Annotated in this window: 27 protein-coding genes and 1 tRNA gene; 7 read left to right on the plus strand and 21 right to left on the minus strand. The window is 73.3% G+C overall.

Going from position 1 to position 26,344, the window contains the following annotated elements:
- The first annotated feature begins 266 nt into the window (after positions 1-266).
- Both ACIRRH_RS01170 and ACIRRH_RS01175 read left to right on the plus strand, forming a co-directional pair.
- Entirely contained in the window at positions 267-845 is a 579-nt protein-coding gene (locus ACIRRH_RS01170; protein WP_403059902.1) for a TerD family protein, read from the plus strand.
- 147 nt (positions 846-992) lie between these two features.
- Positions 993-2,087: a DUF475 domain-containing protein gene (locus ACIRRH_RS01175; RefSeq protein WP_403059905.1), complete on the plus strand. Its 1,095-nt coding sequence runs from the start codon at positions 993-995 to the stop codon at positions 2,085-2,087.
- A 154-nt stretch (positions 2,088-2,241) separates the two neighbouring features.
- On the opposite strand, the gene ACIRRH_RS01180 is transcribed toward ACIRRH_RS01175, so the two are convergent.
- A complete protein-coding gene (locus ACIRRH_RS01180; protein ID WP_403059908.1) occupies positions 2,242-3,381 on the minus strand; it encodes a DUF2637 domain-containing protein in 1,140 nt (379 codons plus the stop codon).
- A 341-nt stretch (positions 3,382-3,722) separates the two neighbouring features.
- On the opposite strand from ACIRRH_RS01180, the gene ACIRRH_RS01185 reads away from it, so the two are divergent.
- A complete protein-coding gene (locus ACIRRH_RS01185; RefSeq protein WP_403059911.1) occupies positions 3,723-4,460 on the plus strand; it encodes a Tellurium resistance in 738 nt (245 codons plus the stop codon).
- Positions 4,461-4,550: 90 nt separating this feature from the next.
- Here the strand turns inward: ACIRRH_RS01185 and ACIRRH_RS01190 are convergent, their stop codons facing one another.
- The gene (locus ACIRRH_RS01190) at positions 4,551-5,684 is read right to left on the minus strand and encodes a TerD family protein (protein WP_403059914.1); all 1,134 of its coding nucleotides are present in this window, start codon (positions 5,682-5,684) and stop codon (positions 4,551-4,553) included.
- Positions 5,685-6,041: 357 nt separating this feature from the next.
- Between ACIRRH_RS01190 and ACIRRH_RS01195 the strand changes: the two genes are divergently transcribed.
- From ACIRRH_RS01195 to ACIRRH_RS01205, 3 genes are all read left to right on the plus strand, one after another.
- The gene (locus tag ACIRRH_RS01195) at positions 6,042-7,250 is read left to right on the plus strand and encodes an HpcH/HpaI aldolase/citrate lyase family protein (RefSeq protein WP_403059917.1); all 1,209 of its coding nucleotides are present in this window, start codon (positions 6,042-6,044) and stop codon (positions 7,248-7,250) included.
- Between the two features lie 93 nt (positions 7,251-7,343).
- Entirely contained in the window at positions 7,344-9,896 is a 2,553-nt protein-coding gene (locus ACIRRH_RS01200) for a phosphoribosyltransferase (RefSeq protein WP_403059920.1), read from the plus strand.
- The gene (locus tag ACIRRH_RS01205) at positions 9,896-10,729 is read left to right on the plus strand and encodes an HAD family hydrolase (protein WP_403059923.1); all 834 of its coding nucleotides are present in this window, start codon (positions 9,896-9,898) and stop codon (positions 10,727-10,729) included. The genes ACIRRH_RS01200 and ACIRRH_RS01205 overlap by 1 nt, the downstream gene beginning before the upstream one ends.
- Positions 10,730-10,762: 33 nt before the next feature.
- Here ACIRRH_RS01205 and ACIRRH_RS01210 read toward each other — a convergent pair whose 3' ends face one another.
- Entirely contained in the window at positions 10,763-10,978 is a 216-nt protein-coding gene (locus ACIRRH_RS01210; RefSeq protein WP_403059926.1) for a zinc ribbon domain-containing protein, read from the minus strand.
- Between the two features lie 178 nt (positions 10,979-11,156).
- Positions 11,157-12,563, minus strand: coding sequence for a hypothetical protein (locus tag ACIRRH_RS01215; RefSeq protein WP_403059929.1), 1,407 nt, complete (start codon positions 12,561-12,563; stop codon positions 11,157-11,159).
- Between the two features lie 193 nt (positions 12,564-12,756).
- On the opposite strand from ACIRRH_RS01215, the gene ACIRRH_RS01220 reads away from it, so the two are divergent.
- Positions 12,757-12,831, plus strand: a tRNA-Val gene (locus tag ACIRRH_RS01220).
- A 67-nt stretch (positions 12,832-12,898) separates the two neighbouring features.
- Here ACIRRH_RS01220 and xerC read toward each other — a convergent pair.
- The 17 genes from xerC to ACIRRH_RS01305 form a co-directional block, all read right to left on the minus strand.
- A complete protein-coding gene (xerC, locus tag ACIRRH_RS01225) occupies positions 12,899-14,041 on the minus strand; it encodes a tyrosine recombinase XerC (RefSeq protein WP_403059932.1) in 1,143 nt (380 codons plus the stop codon).
- A complete protein-coding gene (locus ACIRRH_RS01230; protein ID WP_403059935.1) occupies positions 14,041-14,232 on the minus strand; it encodes a helix-turn-helix domain-containing protein in 192 nt (63 codons plus the stop codon). Before ACIRRH_RS01230 ends, xerC begins: the two co-directional genes overlap by 1 nt.
- A gap of 159 nt (positions 14,233-14,391) precedes the next feature.
- On the minus strand, positions 14,392-15,648 hold the full coding sequence (locus ACIRRH_RS01235; protein WP_403059938.1) for a DUF3631 domain-containing protein: 1,257 nt from the start codon (positions 15,646-15,648) through the stop codon (positions 14,392-14,394).
- Between the two features lie 79 nt (positions 15,649-15,727).
- A complete protein-coding gene (locus ACIRRH_RS01240) occupies positions 15,728-16,597 on the minus strand; it encodes a DNA primase (RefSeq protein WP_403059941.1) in 870 nt (289 codons plus the stop codon).
- 193 nt (positions 16,598-16,790) lie between these two features.
- The gene (locus tag ACIRRH_RS01245) at positions 16,791-16,973 is read right to left on the minus strand and encodes a hypothetical protein (RefSeq protein ID WP_403059944.1); all 183 of its coding nucleotides are present in this window, start codon (positions 16,971-16,973) and stop codon (positions 16,791-16,793) included.
- A complete protein-coding gene (locus ACIRRH_RS01250; RefSeq protein WP_403059947.1) occupies positions 16,970-17,728 on the minus strand; it encodes a DNA methylase in 759 nt (252 codons plus the stop codon). The genes ACIRRH_RS01245 and ACIRRH_RS01250 overlap by 4 nt, the downstream gene beginning before the upstream one ends.
- A 239-nt stretch (positions 17,729-17,967) precedes the next feature.
- On the minus strand, positions 17,968-18,243 hold the full coding sequence (locus ACIRRH_RS01255) for a hypothetical protein (RefSeq protein WP_403059950.1): 276 nt from the start codon (positions 18,241-18,243) through the stop codon (positions 17,968-17,970).
- Between the two features lie 14 nt (positions 18,244-18,257).
- A complete protein-coding gene (locus ACIRRH_RS01260; protein ID WP_403059953.1) occupies positions 18,258-18,650 on the minus strand; it encodes a hypothetical protein in 393 nt (130 codons plus the stop codon).
- A gap of 58 nt (positions 18,651-18,708) precedes the next feature.
- Positions 18,709-18,897 (minus strand): hypothetical protein, encoded by a 189-nt coding sequence (locus tag ACIRRH_RS01265; RefSeq protein WP_403059956.1) that lies wholly within the window; start codon positions 18,895-18,897, stop codon positions 18,709-18,711.
- A 206-nt stretch (positions 18,898-19,103) separates the two neighbouring features.
- A complete protein-coding gene (locus ACIRRH_RS01270; RefSeq protein WP_403059959.1) occupies positions 19,104-21,227 on the minus strand; it encodes a hypothetical protein in 2,124 nt (707 codons plus the stop codon).
- Between the two features lie 94 nt (positions 21,228-21,321).
- The gene (locus ACIRRH_RS01275) at positions 21,322-23,025 is read right to left on the minus strand and encodes a hypothetical protein (RefSeq protein ID WP_403059962.1); all 1,704 of its coding nucleotides are present in this window, start codon (positions 23,023-23,025) and stop codon (positions 21,322-21,324) included.
- A 90-nt stretch (positions 23,026-23,115) separates the two neighbouring features.
- Positions 23,116-23,367, minus strand: a complete 252-nt coding sequence (locus tag ACIRRH_RS01280) for a hypothetical protein (protein WP_403059965.1) — start codon at positions 23,365-23,367, stop codon at positions 23,116-23,118.
- Positions 23,368-23,382: 15 nt separating this feature from the next.
- Positions 23,383-23,757 carry an RRQRL motif-containing zinc-binding protein gene (locus ACIRRH_RS01285; protein ID WP_403059968.1) on the minus strand — a complete coding sequence of 125 codons (375 nt, stop codon included), beginning with the start codon at positions 23,755-23,757 and terminating at the stop codon, positions 23,383-23,385.
- Positions 23,754-24,128, minus strand: coding sequence for a hypothetical protein (locus tag ACIRRH_RS01290; RefSeq protein ID WP_403059971.1), 375 nt, complete (start codon positions 24,126-24,128; stop codon positions 23,754-23,756). Before ACIRRH_RS01290 ends, ACIRRH_RS01285 begins: the two co-directional genes overlap by 4 nt.
- Positions 24,125-25,156: a DUF2637 domain-containing protein gene (locus ACIRRH_RS01295; protein ID WP_403059974.1), complete on the minus strand. Its 1,032-nt coding sequence runs from the start codon at positions 25,154-25,156 to the stop codon at positions 24,125-24,127. The genes ACIRRH_RS01290 and ACIRRH_RS01295 overlap by 4 nt, the downstream gene beginning before the upstream one ends.
- A gap of 61 nt (positions 25,157-25,217) precedes the next feature.
- A complete protein-coding gene (locus tag ACIRRH_RS01300) occupies positions 25,218-25,598 on the minus strand; it encodes a WhiB family transcriptional regulator (RefSeq protein ID WP_403059977.1) in 381 nt (126 codons plus the stop codon).
- Positions 25,598-25,846: a hypothetical protein gene (locus tag ACIRRH_RS01305; protein ID WP_403059980.1), complete on the minus strand. Its 249-nt coding sequence runs from the start codon at positions 25,844-25,846 to the stop codon at positions 25,598-25,600. The genes ACIRRH_RS01300 and ACIRRH_RS01305 overlap by 1 nt, the downstream gene beginning before the upstream one ends.
- Between the last annotated feature and the right edge of the window lie 498 nt (positions 25,847-26,344).

Below are 26,344 nucleotides of genomic sequence, written 5' to 3' on the forward strand. Positions count from 1 at the left end.
GCGGCGTGCCGGCCTGCTTTTCGCTAGACCCCCCGCCCCCCCCCCGGCGGGGGGGGGGGGGGGGGCGGGGGGGGGCCGGGGGGCCCCCCCCCCCCCCCCGGGGGGCCCCCCCCCCGCCCCGGCTTCGTGCGACCCGGTGCCGTGGTGGCCCGTCGCGCTGCGAGGATGTGAGTTCAGGAAGTTCAGCCGACCGGAGCCGGTCGGCCGGGGCCGCGGGGGACTACACCTGGATGGCGCCCCGGAACAAGCAAGGGAGGAAGAACGTCATGGTGGTCACGCTCGCCAAGGGCGGCAACGTCTCGCTCACCAAGGCCGCGCCGAACCTGACGCAGGTCCAGATCGGCCTCGGCTGGTCCGCCCGTTCGACCACGGGCGCCCCGTTCGACCTCGACGCGAGCGCCCTGATCTGTGGTGGCGGGCGGGTGCTCGGTGACGAGTACTTCGTCTTCTACAACAACCTCAAGAGCCCCGAGGGCTCGGTGGAGCACCAGGGCGACAACCTCACCGGCGGCGACGACACGGGTGACGACGAGGTGGTCCTGGTCAACCTGGACCTCGTCCCGGCGCAGGCCGACAAGGTGATCTTCGCGGTCTCGATCTACGAGGCCGAGGCGCGGCTCCAGAACTTCGGTCAGGTCCGCAACGCCTACATCCGGGTCGTCAACTCGGTCGACGGCCAGGAGATCGCCCGCTACGACCTGTCCGAGGACGCGTCCAGCGAGACCGCGATGATCTTCGGTGAGCTGTACCGCTACGCGGGCGAGTGGAAGTTCCGCGCAGTGGGCCAGGGGTACGCCTCCGGCCTGCGCGGCATCGCACTCGACTTCGGGGTGAACGTACAGTAAGGGCGAAAATCGGACTTGTCGCACCCGACCCGATCATGAGAACAGAGGGCGGTGCGGGGGTGACCTGACCGGGCCCGGCCCGGTCAGGGGCGTCTCGGGGACGAGGCCGCCCCGGCACGGCCAGAACCCGAAAGGTAGCCAACTCCCGTGTTCCTCCGCACATTCGGCTGGTCGTTCGCGATCACCGCCATCGGCCTGGTCGCGGCCGGACTGCTCTGGGGAGCCCAAGGCTTCGGCATCGTGCTGATCCTCTCCATCCTGGAGATCTCCCTGTCGTTCGACAACGCGGTGGTCAACGCCACGGTGTTGAAGCGGATGAACCCGTACTGGCAGAAGATCTTCCTGACCGTCGGTGTCCTCATCGCGGTCTTCGGCATGCGCCTGGTCTTCCCGCTGCTGGTCGTCGGCCTCACCGCGAAGCTCAACCCCGCGACGGTCATCGACCTCGCGCTGCACTCCGACAAGACCCACGAGGGCCTCACCTACGGCCAGTACCTGGAGGCGGCCAACCCGGCCATCGCGGCCTTCGGCGGCGTCTTCCTGCTGATGATCTTCCTCGACTTCATCTTCGAGGAGAAGGACTACAACTGGCTGGCCTGGATCGAGCGCCCGCTGGAGAAGGTCGGCAAGCTGGAGGCCTTCTCCAGCGTCGTCGCCCTGGTCTCCCTGCTGCTCGCCGCCAACTTCTTCGCCGGGGAGCACGCGGAGACCGTCCTGCTCGCCGGTGTCCTCGGCCTGGTCACCTACCTCGCGGTCAACGGCCTCTCCTCGATCTTCGAGTCGGGCCTGGAGGCCGAGGAGGAGCGCGAGGAGGAGGCGGAGAAGGCCGGCAAGTCGATCGTTCAGGTCGGCGGCAAGGCGGCGTTCTTCCTCTTCCTGTACCTGGAGGTCCTGGACGCCTCGTTCTCCTTCGACGGCGTGGTCGGCGCGTTCGCCATCTCCAGCGACATCTTCCAGATCACCCTGGGCCTCGGCATCGGCGCGATGTACATCCGCTCGCTGACCGTCTTCCTGGTCCGCAAGGGCACCCTGGACGACTACGTCTACCTGGAGCACGGCGCGCACTACGCGATCGGCGCGCTGGCGGCGATCCTGCTGGTCGGGATCAAGTACCACATCCCGGAGATCGTCACCGGCCTGATCGGCGTCGCCTTCATCGGACTGGCGCTCGGCTCGTCGATCCTGCGCAACCGGCGTGAGGGCGCGGACGAGGAACCGGAGCTGGTCAGCAGCGGCAAGTAGCCGTCCGTCCGGCACGCGAAACGGCCGCCCCCGGGAATCCCGGGGGCGGCCGTTCCGTGTCGGTGGTCCGGTGGGTCCGTGGTCCGGTGCGGCCCGTTCGGACCACGGACCGGACCGCTGCCCCGCTGCGGACGCGGGGCCCGGACGCCCCGGATCAGCCGAGCTGCTGCTCGATCGCGCGCAGCTTGCGCTCCAGCGAGTCCAGCTTCGGCATCGACAGGGTGTCGTCGTCGGCCGTCAGGTCGATCGTCGAGCCGCTGCGGGACGACCCGGTGCCGGAGGATGAGGAGGCCGAGGAGGACGAGTACGACGAGTACGAGGAGCCGACGGCTGCGCGCGGGCGGCGGCCGGCGTCCAGGGCGGCCGGTTCGAGCGAGTCGGTGGACTGGCGCGAGGCCGAGGTCGAGGTGGTGGCGTCGGAATCCGCGGCTAGGGCAGGCTCCGTAGTGCTCGGGCCGTCTCCGGCAGCCGTGAGGGCGGGCACCTGGCGGCCGCCGCGGGCCCGGGCGAGCATGCCACCCTGGCGGGAGATGGCCTTCAGCTCGGCCCGCTCGCGGCGGTCGGCGGTACGGGCGCGGGCCTTGGCGTCCAGCTTCGCCTGGCGCTCCTCGCGCACCTCGTCGACCGCCTCGTCCAGGCTGCGGACGTTCTCCAGCAGCATCAGCGACCAGGCCGCGTAGGTCTCGCGCGGGGCGCGCAGCCAGCGGACGATGCGGATCTGCGGCAGCGGACGCGGGACCAGGCCCTGCTCGCGCAGCGCGGCCTTGCGGGTCTGCTTCAGCGCCCGGTCGAACAGGATGGCCGCCGAGATCGACATGCCGGAGAAGAACTGCGGGGCGCCGTCGTGCGAAATGCCGCGCGGGGCGTGCACCCAGTTGAACCAGGCCGAGGCGATCGCGAACACCCAGACCAGCAGGCGCGAGCCGAGCGCGGCGTCACCGTGGCTGGCCTCGCGGACGGCGAGCACCGAGCAGAACATCGCGGCGCCGTCCAGGCCGAACGGGACGAGGTACTCCCAGCCGCCGGACAGGCCCAGGTTCTCCTTGCCGAAGCCGACCAGGCCGTGGAAGGAGAGGGCGGCGGCGACACCGGCACAGCAGAACAGCAGCGTGTACGAGGAGATGCCGTAGATCATCTCCTTGCGGCGGCGGCGCTCCTCGCTGCGCTCCCAGGAGTCGCCGGACTCGTCCTTCTTCGAGCTCTTGAAACGCAGTGTCGCCATCAGGACGGCGACGAACAGCAGGGCTGCGCCGCCGACGACGGTCCAGACCAGCTGTATGGAGGTCAGGTTCATTGCGGGTCGGGCCTCGGGTTTCCGCAGGGGACAGGATCACAGCGCGACACAGGCGGTCAGGACCAGTCGTGCGGGCACTGCCTGACGGTTCGTTCGTCGCCGCACGGCATGCCCGCCGCGCTCGCGCAGGGGCGGACGGGACACCTGTGCGGCTAGACGATATCGCGTCCGAAGGGGCGGCATGTTACGGGAGGGCGGCTTCCTCCGGCCAATCGACCCGCCGGTCGGGCCGGGTTGGGTAGGGGAGGGGGCGGACGGGGTATCCGACGGCCGGGCCGATGCCCGATCATTGGTCGGCGGACCGTCAGAACGCCTGGCGGGAGCAGGGGGGAGAGGACTGCATGGTCTCGATCTGGGAGTACCTGCGCGGGGACAAGAGCTACACCTTCGACAACCCCGGCGGTCAGCACAAGGTCACACTCACCAAGTCGTCCCCGCAGCACGCGATCACCGGGTCGGCCGCCACCACCGGCTACCTCTACGTCAACCTGCACTGGACGATGAGCTCCGGCGGCGTCCGGCCGAGCACCCGGGACTCCGTCAAGCGGTTCTTCAGCCCGCGGATCCTGCGGCCGCAGGAGCCGGACTCGGCCCAGAGCAGCGAGCCGGTGAACGTCGACCTCGACCTGGCCTGCATGTACGAGCTCTCCGACGGGACCACGGGCGTGGTGCAGCCGCTCGGCGGGCTCTTCGGCGACCTCCAGAGCGCGCCGTACATCAAGCTCAGCGGCGACGACCAGTACGGGGCGCCGTCCGGCGAGACGATGTACGTCAACCTGGAGAAGAAGGACAAGTTCAAGCGGCTGCTGATCTTCGTCTACATCTACGACGGCACGCCGGCCTTCGAGCAGTCGCACGCGGTGGTCACGATCGTGCCGCAGGCAGGGCCGCGGATCGAGATCAAGCTGGAGGAGCGGGCCCGCGCGGCGCGCTCCTGCGCGGTGGTGCTGATCGAGAACGCGGGGGACAACCAACTGACGGTGCGCCGCGAGGTGCGGTACGTCAACGGGTTCCAGGCGGACATCGACCGGCTGTACGGGTTCGGGATGCAGTGGCAGCGCGGGTACAAGAGCGACTGACGGCGACCGACGGTCTCGCGGCGGGGACCGGCCCGGGCGGGGGCCCGGGTTCGGCGGGGCCGGGGCCGTCGGGCGGCCCCGCCGGGGGCGTCAGCGGGGCTGGAACTGCGGGCCCTGCGGGGGCAGCGCGAACTCCTCGCCGGTGGGCGCCGGGGGCTGGGCCGTCGGCGGCTGCGGCGGGACGGGCGGCTGCTGGCCGGTGCCGGGCTGCGGGTAGCCGTAGCCCGGGGGGCGCTGCTGCTGCGGGACGGGCTGGTTCGGCTGGGGGTAGCCGTAACCGCCCGGCTGCGGGTAGCCGTAGCCGCCGGCGGGCTGCTGGGGGTAGCCGTACCCCGTGCCGGGCTGCTGGGGGTAGCCGTAGCCGGTGCCGGGCTGGTGGCCCGGGGGCGCGGTGGGCGGCGGGGGCATGGTCGGCGGGGCCGCGGGCGGCGGCGGGGTCGCCGGTGCGGGCGAGGTGCTCGTGGCGGCGGCCGGGGCCGGTGCGGTGGCCGAGGCCGGGGTGGCGGCCGGCGGCTGGGCGGGCGGCGACTGCGGGACGGCCGGGGCCAGGGTGAACGTGCCCGGCTCGGGGGTGGTCGGGCGCGGGTCCGGCACCGGGGTGCTGCGCGGGTCGAGCGGGCCGGAGGGGGTGGTGGTGCCCCCGGGCGCCGGGGCCGGCGCCGGGTCGGCCTGCGCCTCGTCGTCCACGGTGATGCCGAAGTCGGTGGCGAGTCCGATCAGCCCGGAGGTGTAGCCCTGCCCGATCGCCCGGAACTTCCAGGCCCCGGACCGGCGGTACAGCTCGCCCGCGACCAGGGCGGTGACGTTCTCGGCGTCGTCGATCTCGAACTCGGCGAGCGCGGACGCGCCCTCGCCGGCCGTGGCGTCGAAGAGCAGCAGGCGCAGCCCCGGCACCGAGCGGAACGGCCCGCCCTCGGAGGAGCCGGCCAGCACCACGCGGTCCACCTCGGCGGGCAGCTTGCCCAGCTCGACCTCGACCGTGTCGATGATCTCGGCGCCGCCGGAGGTCTGCTGCTTGGGCAGGTGGCGGACCAGGCCGGAGGGGTGGCGGGGCTGGTTGTAGAAGACGAAGTCGGCGTCCGAGCGGACCTTGCCGGTGGCGCCGAGCAGCAGCGCGGACGCGTCCACGTCCGGCGCACCGGGCGTGGCGCTCCAGCGCAGCACGGCGCGGACCGCCGCCGCCGGCAGTGCGATGTTGGCGCCCTTGGCCATCACGTGCGTCATAGCCGACCATCCTGCCTGTTCGCCACCCCTTCGGACAACGTGACCGGACCGCTCCGCGCCGGGTCGGGCTTTGCCAAGACTTGCGCTTTCCGGGGTTTGCCGACGTCGTTTCCGAGGTTCACCGACGGCGCGCCCATGATCGTCCAAGTGGACCGGGATGTTCCGGGAGTTCAGTGCCGGGGAACCGGGAGGGGCCGGATCCCGTCCGTACGATGGGCGGTCGAAAGGTCCCCGGGGGCTCGGCGCAGGGGCGCCCGGTGGAGGCGTGCCCGGGAACCATGGCGCCCGGTCGGCCGGTTGACCAGGGTGTCGTCGGCAACGGGCCGCAGGCCCGTCCACTTCCCGGAGGAGAGCACCTTGCGCCATTTCGGCCACCTCGCCGAGGACGTACGCGGCCGGCTCTTCCTGGAGCAGCCGCGTCCCTTCACCGCGCGGAGCGAGCCGGCGGTGCTCTCCACCGCCCTCGGCGGCACCCTCTACAGCCCGGCCACCAGGCCCGCCCTGGCCGCCGACATCCGCAAACTCGCCGGTCGGGGCGTGGTGTCGATGGTGCTCTGCCTGGAGGACGCGATCGCCGACCACGAGGTGGACGCGGGCGAACGGAACCTGGTCGAGCAACTGAATGACCTGGTCAAGGATTTCACCGACTGTGCACAGAGCCACCCCCTGCTCTTCATCAGGGTCCGTGCCGCCGCCCAGATCCCCGACCTGGCCGAACGCCTCGGACCGGCCGTCGAACTGCTCAGCGGCTTCGTGCTGCCGAAATTCACCCCCGCGAACGGCGGCGAGTACCTGGCCGCGCTGACCGCCGCCGAGGCCGCGACCGGGCGGCGGCTGTTCGCCATGCCCGTCCTGGAGTCGCCCGAACTCGCCCACCTGGAGACCAGGCGGGAGCAGCTGTTCGGCATCGCCGAGCTGCTCGCCGGCCACCGCGAGCGGGTGCTCGCCGTCCGGCTCGGGGTCACCGACCTCTGCTCCGCGTACGGCCTGCGGCGCTCGCCCGACCTCACCGCGTACGACGTGGCGCTGGTCGCCGCGGTGGTCGGGGACGTGGTCAACGTGCTCGGCCGGGCGGACGGCACCGGGTACACCGTCACCGGACCGGTCTGGGAGTACTTCCCGGTGCAGGAACGGATGTTCAAGCCGCAGCTGCGCCGGACCCCGTTCACCGGGGCCTCGGTCCCCGCCTCGGCCGGGGCGTTCCGGGCCTCCGGCGAGGAGGTCCGCCGGCGGATCATCGAACACGACCTGGACGGGCTGATCCGGGAGGTCGAACTCGACCGGGCCAACGGCCTGCTCGGCAAGACCTGCATCCACCCCAGCCACGTGCCGGCCGTGCACGCCCTCTCCGTGGTCACGCACGAGGAGTACTGCGACGCCCGCGACATCCTCCGGCAGGAGCAGGACGGTGGCGGAGTCCTGCGCTCGGCGTACACCAACAAGATGAACGAGGCCCGGCCGCACCGGGCCTGGGCGGAGCGGGTGCTGCTGCGGGCGGAGGTGTTCGGGGTGGCCCGGGAGGACGTGAGCTTCGCGGAACTGCTGTCGGCCTGCCTGTGCGGCTGATTGTTTCCGCGGCCGAGCCCGAGCCGTTCCCCCCGGTTTCCGCAGCGCCGATATGACGAACGCACCACCGCACCATCGAAGGCAGGACCAGCAGTGACAGCAACACCGCAGACGTGGACCGGCCGTTGGGTCGCCGACCGGGCCGGAATCGCGCTGACCGGCTCCGAGCGACTCCCCGAACTCGTCGGCCTGGCCCTCCGGGAGAACCGCAAGCGCGCCCACCTGCTGGTCTCCAACGTGCTCGGCAAGCACGTGCCGCAGCGGCCCTCGGTGGTCCACGGCGCCGGGCTCGAACTCGGCCGGAGGGTCCGCCGACTGCTCGGCGAGGAGGCGGCCGAGCGGGCCGTCGTGCTCGGCTACGCGGAGACCGCCACCGGCCTCGGCCACAGCGTCGCCGACGGCCTGGACGCCCCCTGCCTGCACTCCACCCGCCGCCCGGTGCCCGGGGTGGCCCCGCTCGGCGGCTTCGAGGAGGAGCACTCGCACGCCACCTCGCACCTGCTGCTGCCGGCCGACCCCGCGCTCCTCGCCGGGGACGGGCCGCTGGTGCTGGTGGACGACGAGTTCTCGACCGGACAGACGGTGCTCAACACCATCCGCGAACTGCACGCCCGCCACCCGCGCGGGCACTACGTGGTGGTCGCCCTGGTGGACCTGCGCTCCGCGGCCGACCGGCAGCGGCTCGACCGGACCGCCGCCGAACTCGGCGTCCGGCTGGACCTGGTGGCGACCGCGAGCGGCGGCGTCGAACTGCCCGCCGACCTGCTGGAACGGGCCGAGCGGCTGATCGCGGAGGCGGCGGCGGACGCGCCTTCGCAGGCCGTCACCCCGGGCACCGTGCCATCGACGGCCGCCGCGCCGCTGGTCCGGGTCGAGCTGGACTGGCCCGCCGGGCTCCCGGACGGCGGCCGGCACGGCTTCACCGCCCGCGACCGCGCCCGGCTGGACACCGTCCTGCCCCGGCTGGCCGGGCAGCTGGCCGAGGCCCTGCCCGCCGGGGCGCAGCGGGTGCTGGTGCTCGGCTTCGAGGAGCTGATGTACGCGCCGCTGCGCCTGGCCGACGCCCTCGCCGAGCGGCTCGGCGGCGACCGCGTCCGGTTCTCCACCACCACGCGCTCGCCCGTCCTGGCGGTGGACGACCCCGGCTACGCCATCCGCACCCGGCTCGCCTTCCCCGCCCACGACGACCCGCAGGACGGCGGATCGCACGAGCGCTACGCGTACAACGTCGCCCCCGGCAGCGACCCGGCGCGGCGCTTCGACGCCGTGGTGCTGGTGGTGGACGACGTGGCCGACACCCCCGCGCTGCACGAGGGCGAGCGTGCGCTGCTCGGCCAGCTGCGGCAGGTGACCGGCCGGGTGGTGCTCGCGGTGCTGCCCTCGCACCGGCCGGTGGCCGCGCCGGCCGTACTGCCCGCGGCTGCCGCGTCTGCCTCGCTGCCCGCACCCCCTTCGCCGCCCGCGCCGGCCGTACTGCCCGCGCCCCTGTACGGGCCGGCGTTCTCCTCGTACCCGGCCGAGGAGGTGGCCTGGCTGCTCAAGGACCTCTCCGGGGTCGCGCTCGAAGCCCCCACCGAGGAGCGCGAGGAGGCAGTCCAGAACGGCGGCGCGCACTACGCCGAGTCGCTGCCGGTCGAGTACCAGCCCAGCCCCGAGTACCAGGAGCTGTTCCACCAGGCGTTGCGCGGCTCCGCCGGCCGGATCGCGCTCGCCGTCGGTACCGTCGCCGAGACGCTGCTGCGCGAGCGCGGTCCCGGGCTGGTGCTCGCCTCGCTGGCCCGGGCCGGCACGCCCGTCGGCATCCTGGTCCGCCGCTGGCTGTCCTTCGCGCACGGCCTGTCCGTGCCGCACTACGCGGTCTCGATCGTGCGCGGCCGCGGCATCGACCCGGTCGCGCTGCGGTACCTGGCGGCCCACCACCGCGCCGGGGACGTGGTGTTCGTGGACGGCTGGACCGGCAAGGGCGCGATCACCCGCGAACTCGCCGACGCGCTGGCCGGCACCGGCTTCGACCCGGACCTCGCGGTGCTCGCCGACCCGGGCCGCTGCGTGCGGACGTACGGCACCCGGGACGACTTCCTGATCCCGTCCGCCTGCCTCAACTCCACGGTCTCCGGGCTGGTTTCGCGCACCGTGCTGCGGCCCGGGCTGATCGGGCCGGACGACTTCCACGGCGCCAAGCACTACGCCGAACTGGCCGGGAGCGACGTCTCGGCGGCCTTCCTGGACGCGGTGGCCGCCCGCTTCGGCGAGGTCCGTGCCGCGGCGGTCGAGGGCGCCGAGCGGCTCGCCACCGACCCGCACCGGGCGCCCGACTGGGCCGGCTGGGCCGCCGTCGAGCGGATCAGCGCCGAGTACGGCATCGACAACGTCAACCTGGTCAAGCCCGGCGTCGGTGAGACCACCCGGGTGCTGCTGCGCCGCGTCCCCTGGCGGATCCTCGCCCGGCGCGGCGCCGGTGCGGACCTCGACCACGTCCGGCTGCTCGCCGCCCAGCGCGACGTCGAGGTCGAGGAGGTGGACGGCCTGCCGTACACCTGCGTCGGCCTGATCCACCCCCGCTACAGCCGCGGGGCGACCGGGGACGACGGGCGTGCCGTGACCGGCGGGCGCGCCGTGACCGAGACTGCGGGGAAGGATTCCTGATGGGTGTTCTGGTGGCCAGCGACCTCGACCGGACGCTGATCTACTCCGAGCGGGCCATGGCCCTGGGCGTGCCCGACCGGCTCGCGCCGCGGCTGCTCTGCGTCGAGGTGTACCAGGGGCGGCCGCTGTCCTTCATGACCGAGCGGGCCGCCGGGCTGCTCGCCGAACTCGCCCGGGAGGCCTGCTTCGTGCCGGCCACCACCCGGACGCCGGAGCAGTACGGGCGGGTCAACCTGCCCGGTCCGACGCCGGACTGGGTCCCCGCGTACGCGATCTGCGCCAACGGCGGGCAGCTGCTGGTGGACGGCGTGCCGGACCGCGACTGGCGGGCCGAGATCACCGCGCGGATCGCCGCCGGCTCGGCCCCGCTGGAGGAGGTGGTCCGGCGGCTCGCGCTGTGCGCCGACCCGGAGTGGACGCACAAGCGGCAGGTCGCCGACGAGCTGTTCGCCTACCTGGTGGTCGAGCGGGCCGCGCTGCCGGCGGGCTGGCTGGCGGAGCTGACCGGCTGGTGCGCCGAGCGCGGCTGGACGGTCTCGTTGCAGGGCCGCAAGGTGTACGCGGTGCCCGCGCCGCTCACCAAGAGCGCCGCGCTGGCCGAGGTCGTGCGGCGCAGCGGCGCCGACACCGTGCTGGCCGCCGGGGACTCGCTGCTCGACGCGGACCTGCTGCTCGCGGCGGACGCCGGCTGGCGCCCGGGGCACGGCGAGCTCGCGGACAGCGGCTGGACGGCCCCCGGCGTCACCGCCCTGACGGAGATGGGGGTGACGGCGGGGGAGGAGATCGTCCGGCGGTTCCTGGCGAGGGCGTCGGCCGTGCCGGTCGGGGCCTGACCGGGGCGATCAGGGGCTGCTGACGGCCGGCGGTCAGCCGCAGCAGCCGCCGCCGCAGCAACCGCTCCCGCCCCCGGCGGCGGGGGCCTGCTGGGCGGCGGCCGCGCCGGTGACGGCAACGGTGGACAGCAGCTTCACGGTGTCCTCGTGGCCCTGCGGGCAGACGGCGGGGTCGTTGGCCTGGGCCATCGGGCGGCGGAGCTCGAAGGTGGCTCCGCAGGAGCGGCAGCGGAAGTCGTAGCGAGGCATACCGGCAGGGTACCCAGCAGGGTGTCCACCGGTCGCCCGGTCCGCGGATCGGCCGGCTGCCGATCGCCTGGTTGCCGATCGTCTGGCTGGCGATCGTCTGGCCGGCGACCGCCTGGCCGCCTGGTTGGCGCTCGCCCGGTCTGCCGCTTACCCGGTCTGCCGCTCGACCGGTCCGGTGCTACCGGTGGCCGCCGAGGTCGCCGCGGATCAGGCCGATCACCCGTGCCGCCGTGTCCCGTACCGCCGCGAGCTCGGTCAGGAAGTGCCAGTAGTCGGGGTGGCGGCCGGCCGCCTCCAGCGAGCCCACCGCGCGGTCCAGCCGGGCCACCGCCTCGTCCAGCGGGGCGGCGTGCCGCGGGTCCGGCGCGGTGCGGCCGGCCATCGCCAGCCGCTGCGCGTCCCGGATCGCGAAGCGGGCGCGCTCGATCTCGCGGTTGGGGTCGTGCTGCACCTCGTTCAGCTGCCGCAGCCGGTCGTTCACCGCGAGCACCGAGCCGTCGGCGGTCTCCAGCAGCGCGCGGACCGTCCCGATCGCGGCGGTGGCGTCCGCCCAACGCTGCTCGTCCCGGGCCCGGGCGGCCTCGGCGAGCTTGCGCTCGGCGGCGCGCCCCGTCTCCGCGACCTGGTCCGGCACCCGCTGGAGGTCCTGCCAGCAGGCGGTGCTGAAGCGGCGGCGCAGTTCGCTCAGGGCGGGCTCGACCGTCGCGGCCTTGGTCTCCAGCGCCTGGATGCGGGTCCGCAGGCTCGCCACCCGCCGGTCTATCTCCCGCGCACGCTCCGGCAGCTGCCCGGCGTCGGCGGCGATCGCCTCGGCGCGCTGCTTCACGTCGTCCGCGCGCCGCAGGGTGTCCGCGACCCCGTGCCGGGCCGGGCCTTCGGTCAGCCGGCCGAGCTCGGGCGCCAGTTCGGCCAGCCGGGCCGCCAGGTCGTCCGCCCGCAGGCCGGCGCCGCGCGCCTCGTCCAACGCGGTGGTGGCCGCGAGCAGCGCCCGCTTGGCCTGCTCGACCGCCGGGGTGACCCGCATCAGCTGCTGCTCGGCATGCTGGACGGTCGGCTGCAGGCGGCGCAGGAAGTCGTTCAGCTCCGCCCGGGCCGAGCCGAGCTGGCCCTTCACGTCCTCCAGCCGGCGCTTGGCCTGCGCGGCCGTGCCCGCGTCCAGCGTCTCGCTGTCCAGGTTGTGGGCGTCGAGCGCGGCCAGGTAGTTCACGGTGACCTGCTCGACCCGGCCGGAGATCGCCGCCAGGTCGGCCAGCGCGCGCTGCGCCGTCTGGCCCTCCTCGGCCGCGCGGACGGTCTCCACCGCGAGCTGCACCTCGCGCTGGGTCTCCTCCAGCTCGTAGAAGGCCTCCTGGGCCGCCGCCCGGGCCTCCCGCGCCTGCGCCCGTCCGCCCTCACCGCCGCGCCGGCCCCACCAGCCGCCGCTCCCGGCCGACGCCAGTGCAACCGTCCCCAGCGCACCCGCCAGCACCACCGGCAACACCAACGCGTCGGCCAGCGCACTCCCCGCCCGACGCCGCCCCCGCCCGCTCCCGCCGGCCACCGTCACTGCGCGCTCCCTGCTCCGACCCGCTGATCCGGCCTCCATTCTCCCCGATCCCCCCACTGGCCCGTCACCCCCTCCCACCCCATGGCCCGCCCCCTTCCCACCCACCTGCCGCGCCGCCCGCCCGGGCGGCTCCACCGCCTCGCCCGGCGCCCCATCGGACACCCGGCCCACACCACTCCTCGGGACCAGGTACCCTAGGCACTTGTCGTGCGCCCACCGGGCCACGGCAAGGGGGCGCGTAGCTCAGTGGTAGAGCGCTGCTCTTACAAAGCAGATGTCGGCGGTTCGAAACCGTCCGCGCCCACCAGCACAAAAGGCCCGCAGCGATCGTGCTGCGGGCCTTTTGACTGCAACAACTGACGGCAACGGCTGTGTCAGCCCGTCTTGCGGCGCCTCTTGAGGAGGCGGTCCATGTGCCCGAGCGCCTCGCGTCGAGTCTCCTCCGAGACGTGCGTGTAGACGTTCATCGTCACGGCGATCTGCGAGTGCCCCAGGATCTCCATTACGACTCGCGCGGCGACGCCGGCCGCGAACAGGATGGTCGCGCAGCCGTGCCGCGTGTCGTGGAGGCGGATGCGCGGCAGGCCGGCGTCAGCGCCGATCCGCTCGAAGGACCGGCTGAGGTTCCGCGGCTCGATCGGACGGCCGGTCCGGGAGGTGAACACGTACCCCGTCTCCTCCCACTCCCTCCCCGCGGCCTCGCGCTGCTGAGCCTGCTGGAGCCGTCGCCAGCGGAGCGGCGCGATGCACATCGACGGCAGCGGGATCACCCGGGTTCGCCGGTTCTTCGTGCTGTCGGCATACAGCTCCTTCTGCACCCGCTGGAGCTGGTTCCGAACCGTGAGCGTGCGGTGGTCCAAGTCGATGTCACTCCAGCGCAGTCCCAGGATCTCCCCGCGCCGCAGGCCCAGCGTGATGGCCAGCACGAACGCCGTGTACAGCGGGTCCGGGCGAGCAGCCTCCAGGAAGGTGATCGTCTGGTCCAGCGTCCACGTCTTCATCTCGCGCACCTCCACACGCGGGGCCGGAACCAGGGTGGCCACGTTCCGGCTGATCAGTTCCTCGCGGCACGCGGCCGTAAGGGCCGTACGGAGCACGCGGTGCGACTCCTTCGCCGTCGCGGCGGAGGCCTGACGCGTCACCGCGCTGACGAGACGTCGGACGTCGGCGACGCTCAGCGACTCCAGGCGCTTGGTCCCGATGTGCGGGATCAAGTAGAGCCTCACGTGGGTCTCGTACTTGGCGTACGTGGTCTTCTTACGCTGCGGTCGGATGAACTCCTCCAGCCAGTAGGGGAGCCACTCGGAGAGCTTCTGCGAGCGGGTCGGGGTGGGGACGCCGTCCCGGGCGCGCTTCACCAACTCCTGGCGCTTGGCGTCGCACTCCTCCCACGTGTCGCCGTAGACGGTCTTGCGCTTGCGGGTGCCGTCCGGCTGCGGCACGTACACGCGCCCCTCGTAGCGGCCGTCCTTGCGCTGCCAGATGCTGCCGGCGCCGTTCGGATTCTTTCGGGCCATCAGAGACGGTTCCCCTCGGTCTTGGTGTGGATGTAGTCGGCGAGGCTGTCGACAGCGATCCGTCGGCAGCGACCTTCGGTGAAGCTGACGAGCGTCTTGGAGCGGATGAGGTCGTAGACCTTGCTGCGGCTCATTCGGAGTGCGGCCATGACCTCGGGCACGGTCAGGGCTTCGGGGATGGCGGTGGTCATCGGGCGACTCCCGGAGGTCGGGGCATGGCAAAGGGGTGGAACCAGTGCCGGTTCCACCCCTTTGTTTTCTGAGGTCCGCTACCGCCGCTACTCCGCTACCACGCAGGTCAGATGGGGCGCGGCGGTAGCGGATGGGGTAGCGGTAGCGGACTGGTGCTGTCAGCCGGCGGTGGTGAGTTCGGCCGTGGTTTCGGTGGTGGTGGGCGGTTCGGTATCCGCTACCGCTACCGGTTCCGCTACCGGGAAGAGGGCCCTGACCTGGGCGGTAGCGGGAGTAGCGCTGGTAGCGGAGGTTTCGGGAATGGGCGGGCAGTAGCGCAGCCAGGCGTCGGCGAGGTCGCTGGCGTAGTAGCCCTTGGCGACAGCTCCGCCGATCTTGATGTTGCGGGGGCGGATGGGCTGGTTGGTGGCGGTGACGTAGTCGCCGAGCATCCGGGAGAGGGAGCGGGTGTTGAGGGGGCGGCCGTCGAGGTCGGCCCACGGGGCGTCGTCCATGCCGGTGAGGCGTTCGATGATGGTGGCGCTGGTGAGGCGCTCGGCTCCGGCGAAGGCGTCGCGCAGGTCGGCGAGCAGGCGCACGCCGAGGCTGCCTTTGTCGTTGCCCTTGGCGGCGTTGACGAGTTCGAGGCAGGCGGTGCGGGCGCGCTCGGGCCAGTGGCCGCCGGCGGCGTCGGCGACGGCGAGCAGGGGCTCCCACACGTCGGCGGGTCGGTCGGTGACGCCCTCGGGCATCTCGGGCCACGCGCCGGTGAGCTGCTCGCGGACGGTGTCGGCCCAGTCGGCGAGGCGGTCGCGCAGGGCGTGGCCCTCGGCTTCGTGGATGCGCTGGCGGAACGCCTCGACCTTCTCGTTGGGGGCCCGGCGGCGCATCCGGATGACGATGGAGCGGCTCATGATGGTGTCCGGCAGGTCGCCGAGGCCGGCGAGGACGAGGGCGGCGTAGACGGGGAACTTCTGGACGACGTGGTTCTCGCCGTCGCGGACGCTGCGGACGACGCCGCCGGTGCGGCGGTATCCGGCGTTGATCAGGCCGCGCAGGTCCTCGTTTCCGCCCGCCGCCGCACCGAAGACCGTGTCGACCTCGTCGAAGAGGACGGTGGGGCGGGCCTGCTCGTCGCACACGGAGCGGAACAGCGCGGACGCGCTGATGTCCACGGTGGTGAGCGGCCGGGGGACCAGGGTCTCGGTGATCTCCAGGGCGCGGGTCTTGCCGCTGCCGGGTTCCGGGGAGAGGAAGGCGAGTCGGGGGGTGGCCTCGAACGCGTCCATGAGGTGGGCGTGCGCGTCCCACAAGGTCACGGCAACGTAGGCGGACTCCGAGGGGAAGACGTTGAAGCGGCGGTGGTGCCGCTCGACCTCGTCCAGCAGGGCGGCGCCATCCTCGGTGGTGGTGACGGGCGGGGTGGGATCGGTCATCCTGGTGTCTCCAGTTCTGTTGGGCTGGTTGGGCGGGCCGCCGGCTCTTTGGTCGGATCGGCGGCCCGCTTCGGGCAGGTCAGGCAGTGCTGGCGCAGACGGCGGCGAAGCCGCGGGTGACTGCCCGGGTGGCGTAGTCGTGGGGGACGCCGACGTTGACGGCGGCGTCGATGAGCTGCCGGGCGATGGTGTCGAGGCCGCAGGGGCCGGGGCAGCGGGTGTGCTGGGCGGCGAGGAATCGGGCGACGCCGAAGGCCTGCGATCCGGCGCCGTTCTCCGGGCAGTCCGCGATTTTGGCGAGGCCTCGTTGCAGGCCGGTGTTGATGTAGCGGTCGGTGTGGCGGCATCCGCTGCCTACGGTGCGGGTCCAGGGCGGCGCAGGTGAAGAGACCACCTGCGCCCCGCTCGGCGGCGGGGTGGCCTCTTCCTTGGCCACCAGGGCGCGAACGGCGTCGGGCAGCAGAGTGATGGTGCCGGTGCCGTAGCCGAGCCAACGGGCGTACGCCATGGTCGACTTGACGTCGACACCAGGGCGGACAGCGTTGGCCGAGGCCATGGCGCCCCGGTACACCCAGTGCTCGCCCCGGGTGGTGGGCACGGTCAGGGTGGCAGGCAGGGCTGTGCGGGCCCAGGCGACGGCGTCGGTGTTGTCGAGGTCGACCACGGTCAGCCCCGCGCCGCCCGGGTGGTAGGCCACCGCTTCGGCCTCCCGCCACGCCCGCAGCCACGGCGGGCCGGTTAGTACGGCCGGGTCGGTGGTGGCGGCGGCCCACGCGTGGCAGGGTGCCGGGCAGGTGCACGGGCCCGGGTTCTTCATGTTCGGCCGGCCGCCGCAGGCGTTGTCCCTACAGGCCGGACAGTTGCCGACCGGGCGTTTCCCGGCTCGCAGGGGCAGCAACGGCAGGCCGAGTCGGGCCAGTTCTAGGGCGAGTTGAAGGATGGGATTCACGCCGGTCTCCAGACGTCGGCGGGGGCTCCTCGACGGCGTGCTGTTCGGCGCAGACCTTGTGCGCGGGTCTGCGCTGCTCGTCGCGAAGCGGGGTGGGGCGACGGCACCAGCGGCAGGGCCGAGGGCCGGTGCGGTCGTAGTGGTGGGCGTCGCGCCAGTCCAGGTAGGCGGACACGGTCGCTGGCCGGGCCGGTCAGCGGCGTCCGGCGGCCCAGCAGTCGGGGCAGATGTCCCGGCCGCCGGGGCGCTGGTGCCAGCCGTCGGCCTTGCGCCAGGCGCGGACCTCGGTAACGGTCCTCGCCGCGTGGTGGTGGATCTCGGGCTTCTCGCAGCCAGGCGCGTCGCAGTGGACGATCGGGATCATGTAGAAGCTCACGCGGCGACTCCGACGGCGCCGAGGTGGTGGGCGACCTGTCGGCCGATCAGCCGCGTGTAGTCCGGGGGGATGGCCTCGGCGATCTCGCGTCGGACGGTGGTCCAGTGGATGCCCATGGCGTCCTGCCACTCGGGCACGGTGCCCTTGCCGCCGCCGCTGCCGTAGACCTGGAAGTACCGGCCCTCGTCGGGGCTGACGTACCGGCCGTGCCGGTAGCCGATGGTCAGACCCCGGTGCGGGACGTGCGGCGGCTGGTCGAGCAGCAGCCCGCCACCGGCCTCGAAGTTGCGGTGCCTGAGCACCCGTCGGCCGAACATCTCCCCGCACAGCGTGAGGTCGATCCTCATCCGGCGCGAGGCGCGGCCGGGGGGCTGCTCGATGACGTACGGGCGGCCGGTGGACTCCAGCGCCTCGCGGGTGGGTTCGAGCAGGTCCGCGTACTGGTCACGGCGGGCGGCGTTGGTGCCGGCGGTGAGCGTGCAGTCGAACTGGCAGGGCGGCCCGGCGGAGATCAGGTCGAACCGGTGGCCGTGGGCGGCGATGGTGTCGACTGCGTCCCCTTGCAGGAACGGGAAGGGGTAGCGGGGCTGGTCGAGGATGTCGACGCCGACGACGTCGAAGCCGGCCAGCCAGAACCCCATGCCGGCGCCGCCGATGTTGCAGTAGGCGTCCAGCACGGTCAGGCCGTTCCACTGTCGCGCGGGCAGCCATCCGGCCGCCGGGCGGAGGTCGAGGGACAGCTCCGGGGCGGTCACTGGGCGCCGCCGAGCAGGTCGTCCAGGATCACGAGCGTGAAGCGGGCGAAGTCGGGCATGCTTGGTCCCATCTCTGAGGGGATGCACGGCCCCGCACCGACCGCCTGTCTTGGCGGATTGCCGGTCGGTGTGGGGTTTCGTGCTGTGCGGCAGCGGGTCTGCCGGTCCCCCGCACCGTCCGGGCCCCGGCCGCTGGCCGCGGCGGTGGTCCGGGCGGCACGGCCGGTCGGGCAGGCCGGTTAGAACGGCGGGTCGTCGGAGTAGACGGGCTGGACCTGGTCGAGCCAGCGACGGGCGGCCCAGCGCGGTACGGGCAGCAGGCTGCGGGTGCGGTCGGGGTTCCAGCAGCTGCACCAGATGTTCTCGGTGCCGGCGTACTCGCCGGTGTCGTAGTCGCCGTAGTCCTCGGTCCAGCCGCCGACGCCCCGGCAGTCGGGGCAGGCCGGGTCAGGGGTGTCGGTCAGGTGGATCGCGGGGTGGGGCCAGGTGATGTAGCGCATTCGCATACGGGCCATGACGGTTCCTCCGGTCAGCGGTTGCGGTTGGAGACGGTGACGTTGACGTTCACGGCGCCCTGCCCGCCCCCGCCGCCGGAGCCGCGGGTCTTGGCGAGGCAGTAGGCGCCGGCGCCGATGACGGCGAGTCCGCCGAGGCTGCTGCCTGCGGCGGCCACGGCCTGGAGGGCGTAGCCGATGCCGAGTCCGGCGGCGCCGAGGCCGATGCCTCCGGCGGCGAGGCGGGCGGGCCACGGGTCGCGGCCCGGCACCGTCGGTGCGGGGGCCGGGATGACGACGGTGGGCTGCTGCGGGACAACGGGATGGGTGTAGGCGGGGGCGGGCTGCGGCGGGGCCTGGTAGAGGGCGGGCGGTGCGGTGAGCGGGGCGGCGGCGTACAGGGGTTGGCCCTCGGCGGTGTAGAGCACCGGGGCGGGCTGCGGGTACAGGGTGCTTCTCCCGTCGGGGTTGGTGCGGGGCGGGTGGTCAGTGGCCGGAGACGATCCGGGTGACGGTGGCGAGGATGTTGTTCACCGGGTCGGCCATGCCGGTGGAGGCGATCGTGAAGCCGCTCAGCCAGAGCACGAGGGCAGTGGGCAGGGAGACGCGCCGGTCGCGGATGAGGACGGCAGACAGGAGCGCGAAGAGGACGGCGGCGCTGAGAGTGACGGCCATGAGCGGACCCTTTCCGGGGCGGTGGAGGGTGGTGTGTCGGGCTGGCGCGGCTTGTCGTCTTGCTTGTCGTGCGGCTTGTCGCCTGTCGCTTGTCGGCTGTGGCTTGTCGCTTGTCGCCTCGCAGGTCAGAAGGGGGTCCGTGGCCCCGCGAGCGGCTTTGGACCCCCTTCTCGGCGTGGCGGGCGACAGGCGACAAGCGGCCGGTATCAGTCCTCGGCGGGGGGCTGCGGGGCGTGGGCGCGGTGGACGTAACGGGTCTTGGTTCCGGACCCGGTCCGCACGACTTCGCCCGCCTCGGCCCACTCCTTGAGCCAGCCGTTGATGGTCTGGCGGGTGGTCCCGAACTCGGGCTTGAGGATCTTCTCCATGGCGCTGGCGCCGGTGCCTTCGGGCCCGGCCTTGATCAGGAGCATGAGTGCGGCCTCACGCGCGCCGGGCTTGTCCGGGGCGCTCTCCTCGCGGCCGGTGGTCCAGGTGGACGGGTCGGCCCAGTCGGTGCCGTCCGGGGTGTCGCCGTCCTTGGTGGCGGAGGGCAGCAGCCAGATCGATTCCAGGTCGTCGTCCGGCGCGGCCGGGGGCTTGTCCCATCCGGCGGTGGCCTTCCACCCGCCGGCCGGGGCGCCGCCCTTGGCCGGGCGGGCGGGCGCGGGGCCGGACGTGGTGGTCGTCGCGGCCGGGGCGGCTCCGGCGGTGACGGGTTCGGTGCCGGCCCAGAGGTGGCCGCAGCGGTCCATGGTCCAGCGGTCGGTGTAGTCGGTGCCGGCCGCTTCGAGGGAGGGGGCGTCGAGGGCGGGGCGGCGGTGGGCGGTGGCTGCGCTGATCTCCTCGATCATGTCGGGGGTGATGCGCGGCTGGCGGGCCTTGGCGGGCTGCTTGCCCTCGGTGCCGAGCAGCACCGACCCCGGTCCGGAGAACGAGTCCTCGGCGCGCAGGGCCCGCCAGCCGAAGAGGTGGCCCAGCTCGCTGTCCTCCAGGGCGCCGGTGGCGAGCCGGTTGGAGGCCATCTTGCGCACGAGCGGGTCGGGCATGACGTCCTGGGTGACGCGCAGGACGGAGATGACGGCGCGGATCGCCATGGCGCGGGCGATGCGGACGACTTCGGAGACGCCGGCGAGGATCTGGCGGGCTTCGCGGGTGGCGGCGGCCTCGGCGCCCTCGTCCATGATGATGACGATCTCCGGGACGGTCGGGGAGACCGGGAGCTTGTCGTCGTTCGCGTCGCGCATCGCGTCCTGGTAGGCCACCTTGCGGGACTTGGCGATGCGCACGGCTGCGGCGAGCATACGCTTGGCCTCGCCGATGGTGGAGGCGACCCAGTCCACGCCCGGGACGGGAATGTCGGCACCGGCCCACCGTGAGCCGTCGCGGCCGAGCTGGGCGTCACGCCAGGCGTTGAGCCACGGCAGGCCGATCGAGCCGCCGTTGAGGTCGATCACCCACACCAGCACGTCGTTCGTCTGGTCCAGCCGGGCAATCAGCGAGTGCAGCCAGTTCGTCTTGCCGGTGCCGGTGGGGCCGGTCACGATCGTGGACGCCTGCCGCAGGTCCATCTCCGCCCGCGCGCCGTCGGACAGCATCGCGACCGGGATCGGGTTGTTGACGGTGGTGGTCTCCTCGATCTCCTCGACGGGGAAGAACAGTTCGTCGGTGAGGACCTTGGTGGTGACCTGGATGAGCACGCGGCGCCGAGAGATGCCGGGCATGACCTGGAGGCCGCAGCCGTCGGGCAGGTCGAGGTCGGAGCCCAGCGCCTCGGCGCGGTCGGCGATGGAGCGGCGGGTGGTCCCGCCCTCGGGGAGTTCGAGTTCGAGGGTGTAGCCGGCGCCGGAGGGCCAGTGCTCGATGCCGAGCACGGTCACCTCGACGTTGCAGACCCGCTTGATGCGGTCGGTCCAGTCGGCGGCGAGCTGGCGGCGCGCGCCGATCAGCAGCAGGTGTGCGCGCTTGGCCTGCTCCACCTCCTCGTGCGCGGCGAACGCGGCGCCGAGGGTGCCGGCGGCGATCCCGGCGACGGCGAGCGACCCGAGCTCGGGCCACTGCCACGGGCCGCCGTGGGCGAGCGCCCACGACGACCAGCCGCCCGCGGCCATCCAGCACGTGCCCCGAAACGCCATGGTGGCGCCGGTCAGACGGTTGCGCAGGCCGGCGCCGAGGGTGCCGAGGGCGCCGGCGGCGCCGGCGGCGAGTGCCCATCCGGCGGGCATGCTGGTGGCGTGGCCGAGCGCGGTCGTCGACAGGGCGCCGAGGGTGCCGTTCAGGGTTCCGGACAGCAGGCCGTGCCCGGCCTTCCAGTCCAGACGCGGTCCGGTGTTCTTGGTGTTCTTGGTCATGGCGGCGGTCTCCAGCCGGGAAAGGGCGGCCGGGCCGTCCACAGGGTGTGGACGGCCCGGCGAGGGGTGTGGGTGCTGGGGATGCGACGGTGGGTCAGACGTTCCACTTCCGCTCGGCCTCCAGGCCGTTGCGGGGGTTCTCCTGGCGCTCCAGGTCATCGGCGTGGGCCTGCCGGAAGGTCGGGCCGACCTCCTCCAGGGCGTTGACGACGCGGCCCATCGCGCGGTAGCCGGAGCCGATCTCCTCGACCACGGACGGGTCGACCGGCAGCTGCTCGGCGGCCTTCTCCGCGAGGACCCGCAGCACGTCCTGGAGCGTGGTGAACGCGGCGGGCAGTTCCTCGATCAGGGCCTTGAAGTCGCCCATGGTCTCGGGGTCGAAGGTGGTGGCCGCCTGGAGGATCACGTCGGCGGCGGAGGTGAGGCTGAACGTGGCGGCGGTGCCGTCCAGGGACTCGGACATGGCGGTCTCCTTCACGGTGGGCTTGCCGAGGGTGATCGGGTCGACGGCGGGGGTGGTGTCGGGGCGGCTGGGGCGACCGAAGAGCTCGAACACGAGGCCGTCGGCGCCGGCCGGGCTGGTCCCGGGGCCCTCGCCCGGCTGCTGCCGGCGGGGGAACGCGCTGGCCAGAGCGTCGGCCACGGCCCGGGCCCGGCGGCCGGGGACGTTGACGGTCTCGGCGGGCACCGGCACCTGCGTGCCGTCGGCGGCCTGCTTGCCGAGGATCGCGGAGTCCCGGGTCTGCCGGACGGCGCGGGCACGGGTGGCCAGGCGCTGCCAGGTGCGGCGCATGTGACCGGCGACCTTGCCCTTGTGCTTCCAGTTGCCCGCCAGTGCGGAGCCGATGCCGACCAGGCCGGTCGCGAGCGCGGCACCGCCCATCCGGGCCCGGTGACGCATGGCCGAACGCTTCAGCGCCTTGGCCTGCACCGGGGAAACCCGCCCGGCCCCGGCCGAACCGGCCGGGCTCTTCGAGCGGGCACCGGAGCCGGTGGCCGGGTCGATGCCGGCCGCGCGCAGGGCCTTCGCCTGACCCTTCTCGACCCGGCGGGCGGTGCGCTCGGCGACCCGCGCCAGACGCTCATCCCGCCGGGCCGGACGCTGCGCGGACCGCCCGGCCGGGGCCGGGTCCTTCAGGCCCGGCAGGCGGGAGGCGGCCTTGGCCAGCGTGTGCACGATCGCCGGCGGACGGTAACCGGTGCCGGAGCCAGGCCGCCCGGCCTGCCGGGACGAACCACCGGTGGCCGCCCCGGCGCGGTGGGCGGCGTGGTGCGTGGTTCCGGCCGTTCGCTGCATGCCGGGCCGTCCCTTCGGGTCTGCGGTGTGGTGAGCGGGAACACCGGCCCCGCCCCGGCTACCGGCCGAACCAGGGCCGGACCGGCGGGCGGCAGCGGCAGAGTTCGCCGCACGGCTCTGCGGCGAAGCAAAGTTGGAGCCGGCGACGCGGGCGGGAGGGAGGCCACCGGCCCCGCCCGCACGATGGGCGGCGACCGTACGGGCGGAGGGGCGGGGGTTGGTGTGGCGGTTGCGGGCCTTGCGGGCCTTGCGGGCCAGGCAGCCGAGGGCGGCGGCGCCAGCGGCGGCACCGACCACGGCAACGGCCCCGCCGCCGAGCGAGGCAGCACCGGCGCCGGCAGCCCCGAGGGCGTTGGCGACGGCCACCGCCAGCGGGACACCCGGAACCGCGCCCTGAGGCGCGGAGGGCTTTGGTTCGGGCTTGGGCTTCGGGTCGGGCGGTGGCTGGTTCTGGGGTGCGGGGACGACCTCGACCAGCGTCGAGGCCACCGGTTCGGACATGATGGGCACTCCGGTTCTCTGAGAGGACGGGTAGCCCGGAACCGCCGACAGCTCGCCAGCAATGCGGCGGTTCCGGGCCGTTATGGCTGGTCAGAGCCGGTAGGGCTCCAGGGAGAAGAACACGAGGTGCGCGTTGCTCTCGGCCAGCTCAGGCTCGTACCGAGCGAGCCAGGCCCGGATGGCGACGTAGGCCCGTTCGCGGGAGCTGCCCGGCGGGAAGGTTGAGCTGCCGTGGCGGCTGGTGACGGCGAAACCGCCGTTGCCGAGCGGGTACTGCAAGGTGATCAGCCAGGTGTGCGTGGGCTCGGCAGCCGGGATGGCGCCGGCGATGGTGTCGGGCACGAGGACTCCGTGGGGTCAGGCGGTGATCGAGTAGGGGGCGGCGCAGGTCAGGCAGGTGCCGAGGTGCGCGGGCAGGACGTAGCCGGCATCCGTGCCGCAGGCGGGGCAGGTGCGGCGCGCCCGGTTGGCTTTGGCGAGGGCGGCGGCCCGGGCGGGGGTCATCGGCCGTACGGGCTTGGCCAGTGCGAGGCGGTAGAGGTAGGCGGGGCGGGTGCCGCCGTAGCGGGAGCGCCACATGACCTGCGCGGCGACGTCCTGGCCGCCGGGGCGCAGGCCCTTGGCGCGGAGCTGGCGGCGGGTGAAGAGGCCACGCGGCGCCATGCGCCACGGGTAGGTGGGCGTTCCGCCGTGTCGGGCCCCGTCGGGGTCCCAGTGCCGGGGGCGGCTCACCGCTCCTCGCCCGTGGCTGCCTCGGGCAGGGTGAAGTAGCCGACCAGCCTGATCGGCGTGCCGGCGTAGGTGGTGGTGGCGCTGAGCCAGGCGAAGCGGCCGGTTGTGGCGAGGTCGACGCCGGCCGGGTCGAGGCCGAGGCGCTGGCGCCACTGCTCGAAGTCGGCGAGGGCGGTGGCGTGGTGGTGGAAGGCGAGGGTCAGGCCCTCGGTGAGGACCAGGTCGCCCGAGGCGTCGCGCTCGTCGGTGACGACGCGCTCGCTGGTGATCCTCGACGCGGGCAGGTCGGGGTGGGCGGTGAAGAGCGCGAGCAGGGAACCGACGGCGTTGATCTGGGCGCCGGCCGTGGTGGTGTCGGTGGTGGTGGTCACGATGCCTGCTCCTCGACGCGGGGGGCGGTGGTCTCTTCGGTGGTGGCCGGGACGGCGTGCAGAGCGGGCCGCTCCGGGCGGGCGCCGCGCAGTTCCTGGTAGCGGGCGGCGACCCATCCGACGGACCAGCCGGTCAGTTCAACTGCCTTGCGCTGCGGGATGCCGAGCGTCACGGCGGTCTGGATCTTCTGCCGGGCCTGGTCCTCGGACAGTCGCTCGTCGGCGGCCGGAGCGGACAGGAGTTCCTGCCGCAGCCGCTCGGTCTCCTGCGCGGCGGTCTGCTCACGCTCGCGCTCACGACGCTCACGCTCGCTCGCCTCGCGCTCACGACGCTCACGGTCGTGGCGGTCGGATTCCTCACGGCGCCGCCGTTCGTCGCGCTCCGCGTCCTTATGGCGGGCCCGTTCCTCGCGTTCCTCACGGGCCATCCGTTGCTCGTGCTCACGCTGCTCGCGGGCCATCCGCTCGTCGTACTCACGACGCTCACGCTCGGCCTTGTCGGCCCGGTCGTACTCGGCCAACCGGTCCTCGCGTTCCTGCCGGCGACGCTCGTCTGCGCGGTGCTCGCGCTCGGTCCGCTCATCGCGCTCACGGGCTTCACGGGCGGCCAGCGCGGTGGCGATCGCCCGCCGGTAGGCGAGCGAGGTCTCCGCTGTGACGATCAGCAGCAGCGGCGCCACCGCGTGGACCGCCACCCCGACCTTGTCGTGGTCCAGGGCGGACTGACCCACGTTGAGCAGCACCGTCATGAGGCCGGTCATCCAGCGCAGGACGACCGGCCAGCGGCCGCCGTCGCCGTTGAGGCGGGCGAGCGTGCTGTCCATGCGGACCACGATCACCACCGCCGCGTCCACGACCAGCGGCAGGATCGGGGCCGTCCACTCCCAGCCGTCGGAAGTGTGGTGGGACATCAGCGGGGTGACCGTGAGCACGCTGTAGAGGACCGCGCCGAGCGTGATCGTCCACGTGCCCACGGCCAACGCGCGCTCGGCCGAACGGATCTGGTCGGGGCTCATTCGCAGCTTCACCGCGACCACCGCCGGGTGTGCGGTGAGCGCATCGTGAGCGCGGTGAGCATCGGGGCGTTCATCAGTGAGCACCCCCGGCGGCGCGGCGTTCGCGGGCGGCGAGCTTGCGGCGGCGCTCACTCACGCTCCACCGCTCGGTGGCGTTCAGCCCGCCAAAGACACCGTGCTTCTCGCGCCGCTCCAGCGCCAGCTCCAGGCACATCGAGCGGACCGGGCAACCAGCGCAGATCATCTTGGCGCGGCGCTCAGCCCACTCGGCGGCGTCGGCCCCCATCTGCTCGGGGTCCGGGTAGAACAGGTCGGTGTCGACGCCAGCGCAGGCAGCGCCGCGCAGGTCGCCGTCACCGTCCGGGCGGTACTCGGCGAGCACGGTGGCGGCCGGGCGGGTGGCCAGGTGCGGGGTGCGGGTCGCGCCGTTGATGAGGGTGTGGAGCTGTGCCATCACGCGGCCGCCTTCCAGGTCAGCACCCGGCGGCGCTCGGCCGTGCGCATCAGCGCGGACGCGAACCGGGCCGCCGGCCCGTCCAGGTCCCGCAGGATGTCCCGCGCGGCATCGAGCCGGACCCGCCGGTCCTCGGCGGTCTCGTCCTCGCTGCCGGTGAACAGCTCGGCGTCCACACCGACGCCGAGCGCGAGTTCCGCGAACTCGTCCGGCGTCACGGCGTCCTGGCCTGCGACAATCAGTTTCATGGGTCGTGTTCCTTCACTCGGACGGCCCTGAGCGGTCCCGGTGTTCCCGCACCGGGACCGCAGCCGTGTTGGGGGTCGGACGATCGACGAGCGTCCGCGCGGACCCGACGTACCTCCGCCGAGGCGGTGGGACGCCGGGAACCGTGATCGCTGGTCGATGCCTCACCGGCAGTTGGCCCGGCGAGGCGACCTATGTCTCTTGCGGTCGATCGGGTTCATCGGGCACCTCCTTCGGTCGAGCGGGCAGGGAAACTCACTGCAAGGGGGGCCACGCCCCCACTCTCCGGCCGTTGCTCGCGGTCACCGGGCCACCTCGCCAGTCGGGGCCGAAGCCCCTGTCCCCTGGCCTTTGCGGAGATTGCAGCGTCCTCCGCCTCAGCTCACAGACGCCCCTTTGGAGGGGCTGTTGCATCACTCCGAGAGGCGCGTTTGTGCAGCTCAGAGCAGCCCAAAGAAGGGCTGTCAGTTCGCCAGCCTCGCCATGCGAGACATGTTGAA

Origin of the sequence: Kitasatospora sp. NPDC101235 (assembly GCF_044767505.1) — a bacterium.
Lineage (GTDB): Bacteria > Actinomycetota > Actinomycetes > Streptomycetales > Streptomycetaceae > Kitasatospora.

Bases quoted from the DNA above. Each gene is read 5' to 3' on its own strand.
- ACIRRH_RS01305 (WP_403059980.1), bottom strand. From the start codon at position 25,846: ATGAAACTGATTGTCGCAGGCCAGGACGCCGTGACGCCGGACGAGTTC.
- ACIRRH_RS01230 (WP_403059935.1), bottom strand. From the start codon at position 14,232: ATGACCACCGCCATCCCCGAAGCCCTGACCGTGCCCGAGGTCATGGCC.
- ACIRRH_RS01210 (WP_403059926.1), bottom strand. From the start codon at position 10,978: ATGCCTCGCTACGACTTCCGCTGCCGCTCCTGCGGAGCCACCTTCGAG.
- ACIRRH_RS01215 (WP_403059929.1), bottom strand. From the start codon at position 12,563: ATGGAGGCCGGATCAGCGGGTCGGAGCAGGGAGCGCGCAGTGACGGTG.
- ACIRRH_RS01275 (WP_403059962.1), bottom strand. From the start codon at position 23,025: ATGTCCGAACCGGTGGCCTCGACGCTGGTCGAGGTCGTCCCCGCACCC.
- ACIRRH_RS01190 (WP_403059914.1), bottom strand. From the start codon at position 5,684: ATGACGCACGTGATGGCCAAGGGCGCCAACATCGCACTGCCGGCGGCG.
- ACIRRH_RS01255 (WP_403059950.1), bottom strand. From the start codon at position 18,243: ATGGCCCGTATGCGAATGCGCTACATCACCTGGCCCCACCCCGCGATC.
- ACIRRH_RS01205 (WP_403059923.1), top strand. From the start codon at position 9,896: ATGGGTGTTCTGGTGGCCAGCGACCTCGACCGGACGCTGATCTACTCC.
- ACIRRH_RS01300 (WP_403059977.1), bottom strand. From the start codon at position 25,598: ATGGCACAGCTCCACACCCTCATCAACGGCGCGACCCGCACCCCGCAC.
- ACIRRH_RS01185 (WP_403059911.1), top strand. From the start codon at position 3,723: ATGGTCTCGATCTGGGAGTACCTGCGCGGGGACAAGAGCTACACCTTC.
- xerC (WP_403059932.1), bottom strand. From the start codon at position 14,041: ATGGCCCGAAAGAATCCGAACGGCGCCGGCAGCATCTGGCAGCGCAAG.
- ACIRRH_RS01180 (WP_403059908.1), bottom strand. From the start codon at position 3,381: ATGAACCTGACCTCCATACAGCTGGTCTGGACCGTCGTCGGCGGCGCA.
- ACIRRH_RS01235 (WP_403059938.1), bottom strand. From the start codon at position 15,648: ATGACCGATCCCACCCCGCCCGTCACCACCACCGAGGATGGCGCCGCC.
- ACIRRH_RS01270 (WP_403059959.1), bottom strand. From the start codon at position 21,227: ATGACCAAGAACACCAAGAACACCGGACCGCGTCTGGACTGGAAGGCC.
- ACIRRH_RS01265 (WP_403059956.1), bottom strand. From the start codon at position 18,897: ATGGCCGTCACTCTCAGCGCCGCCGTCCTCTTCGCGCTCCTGTCTGCC.
- ACIRRH_RS01170 (WP_403059902.1), top strand. From the start codon at position 267: ATGGTGGTCACGCTCGCCAAGGGCGGCAACGTCTCGCTCACCAAGGCC.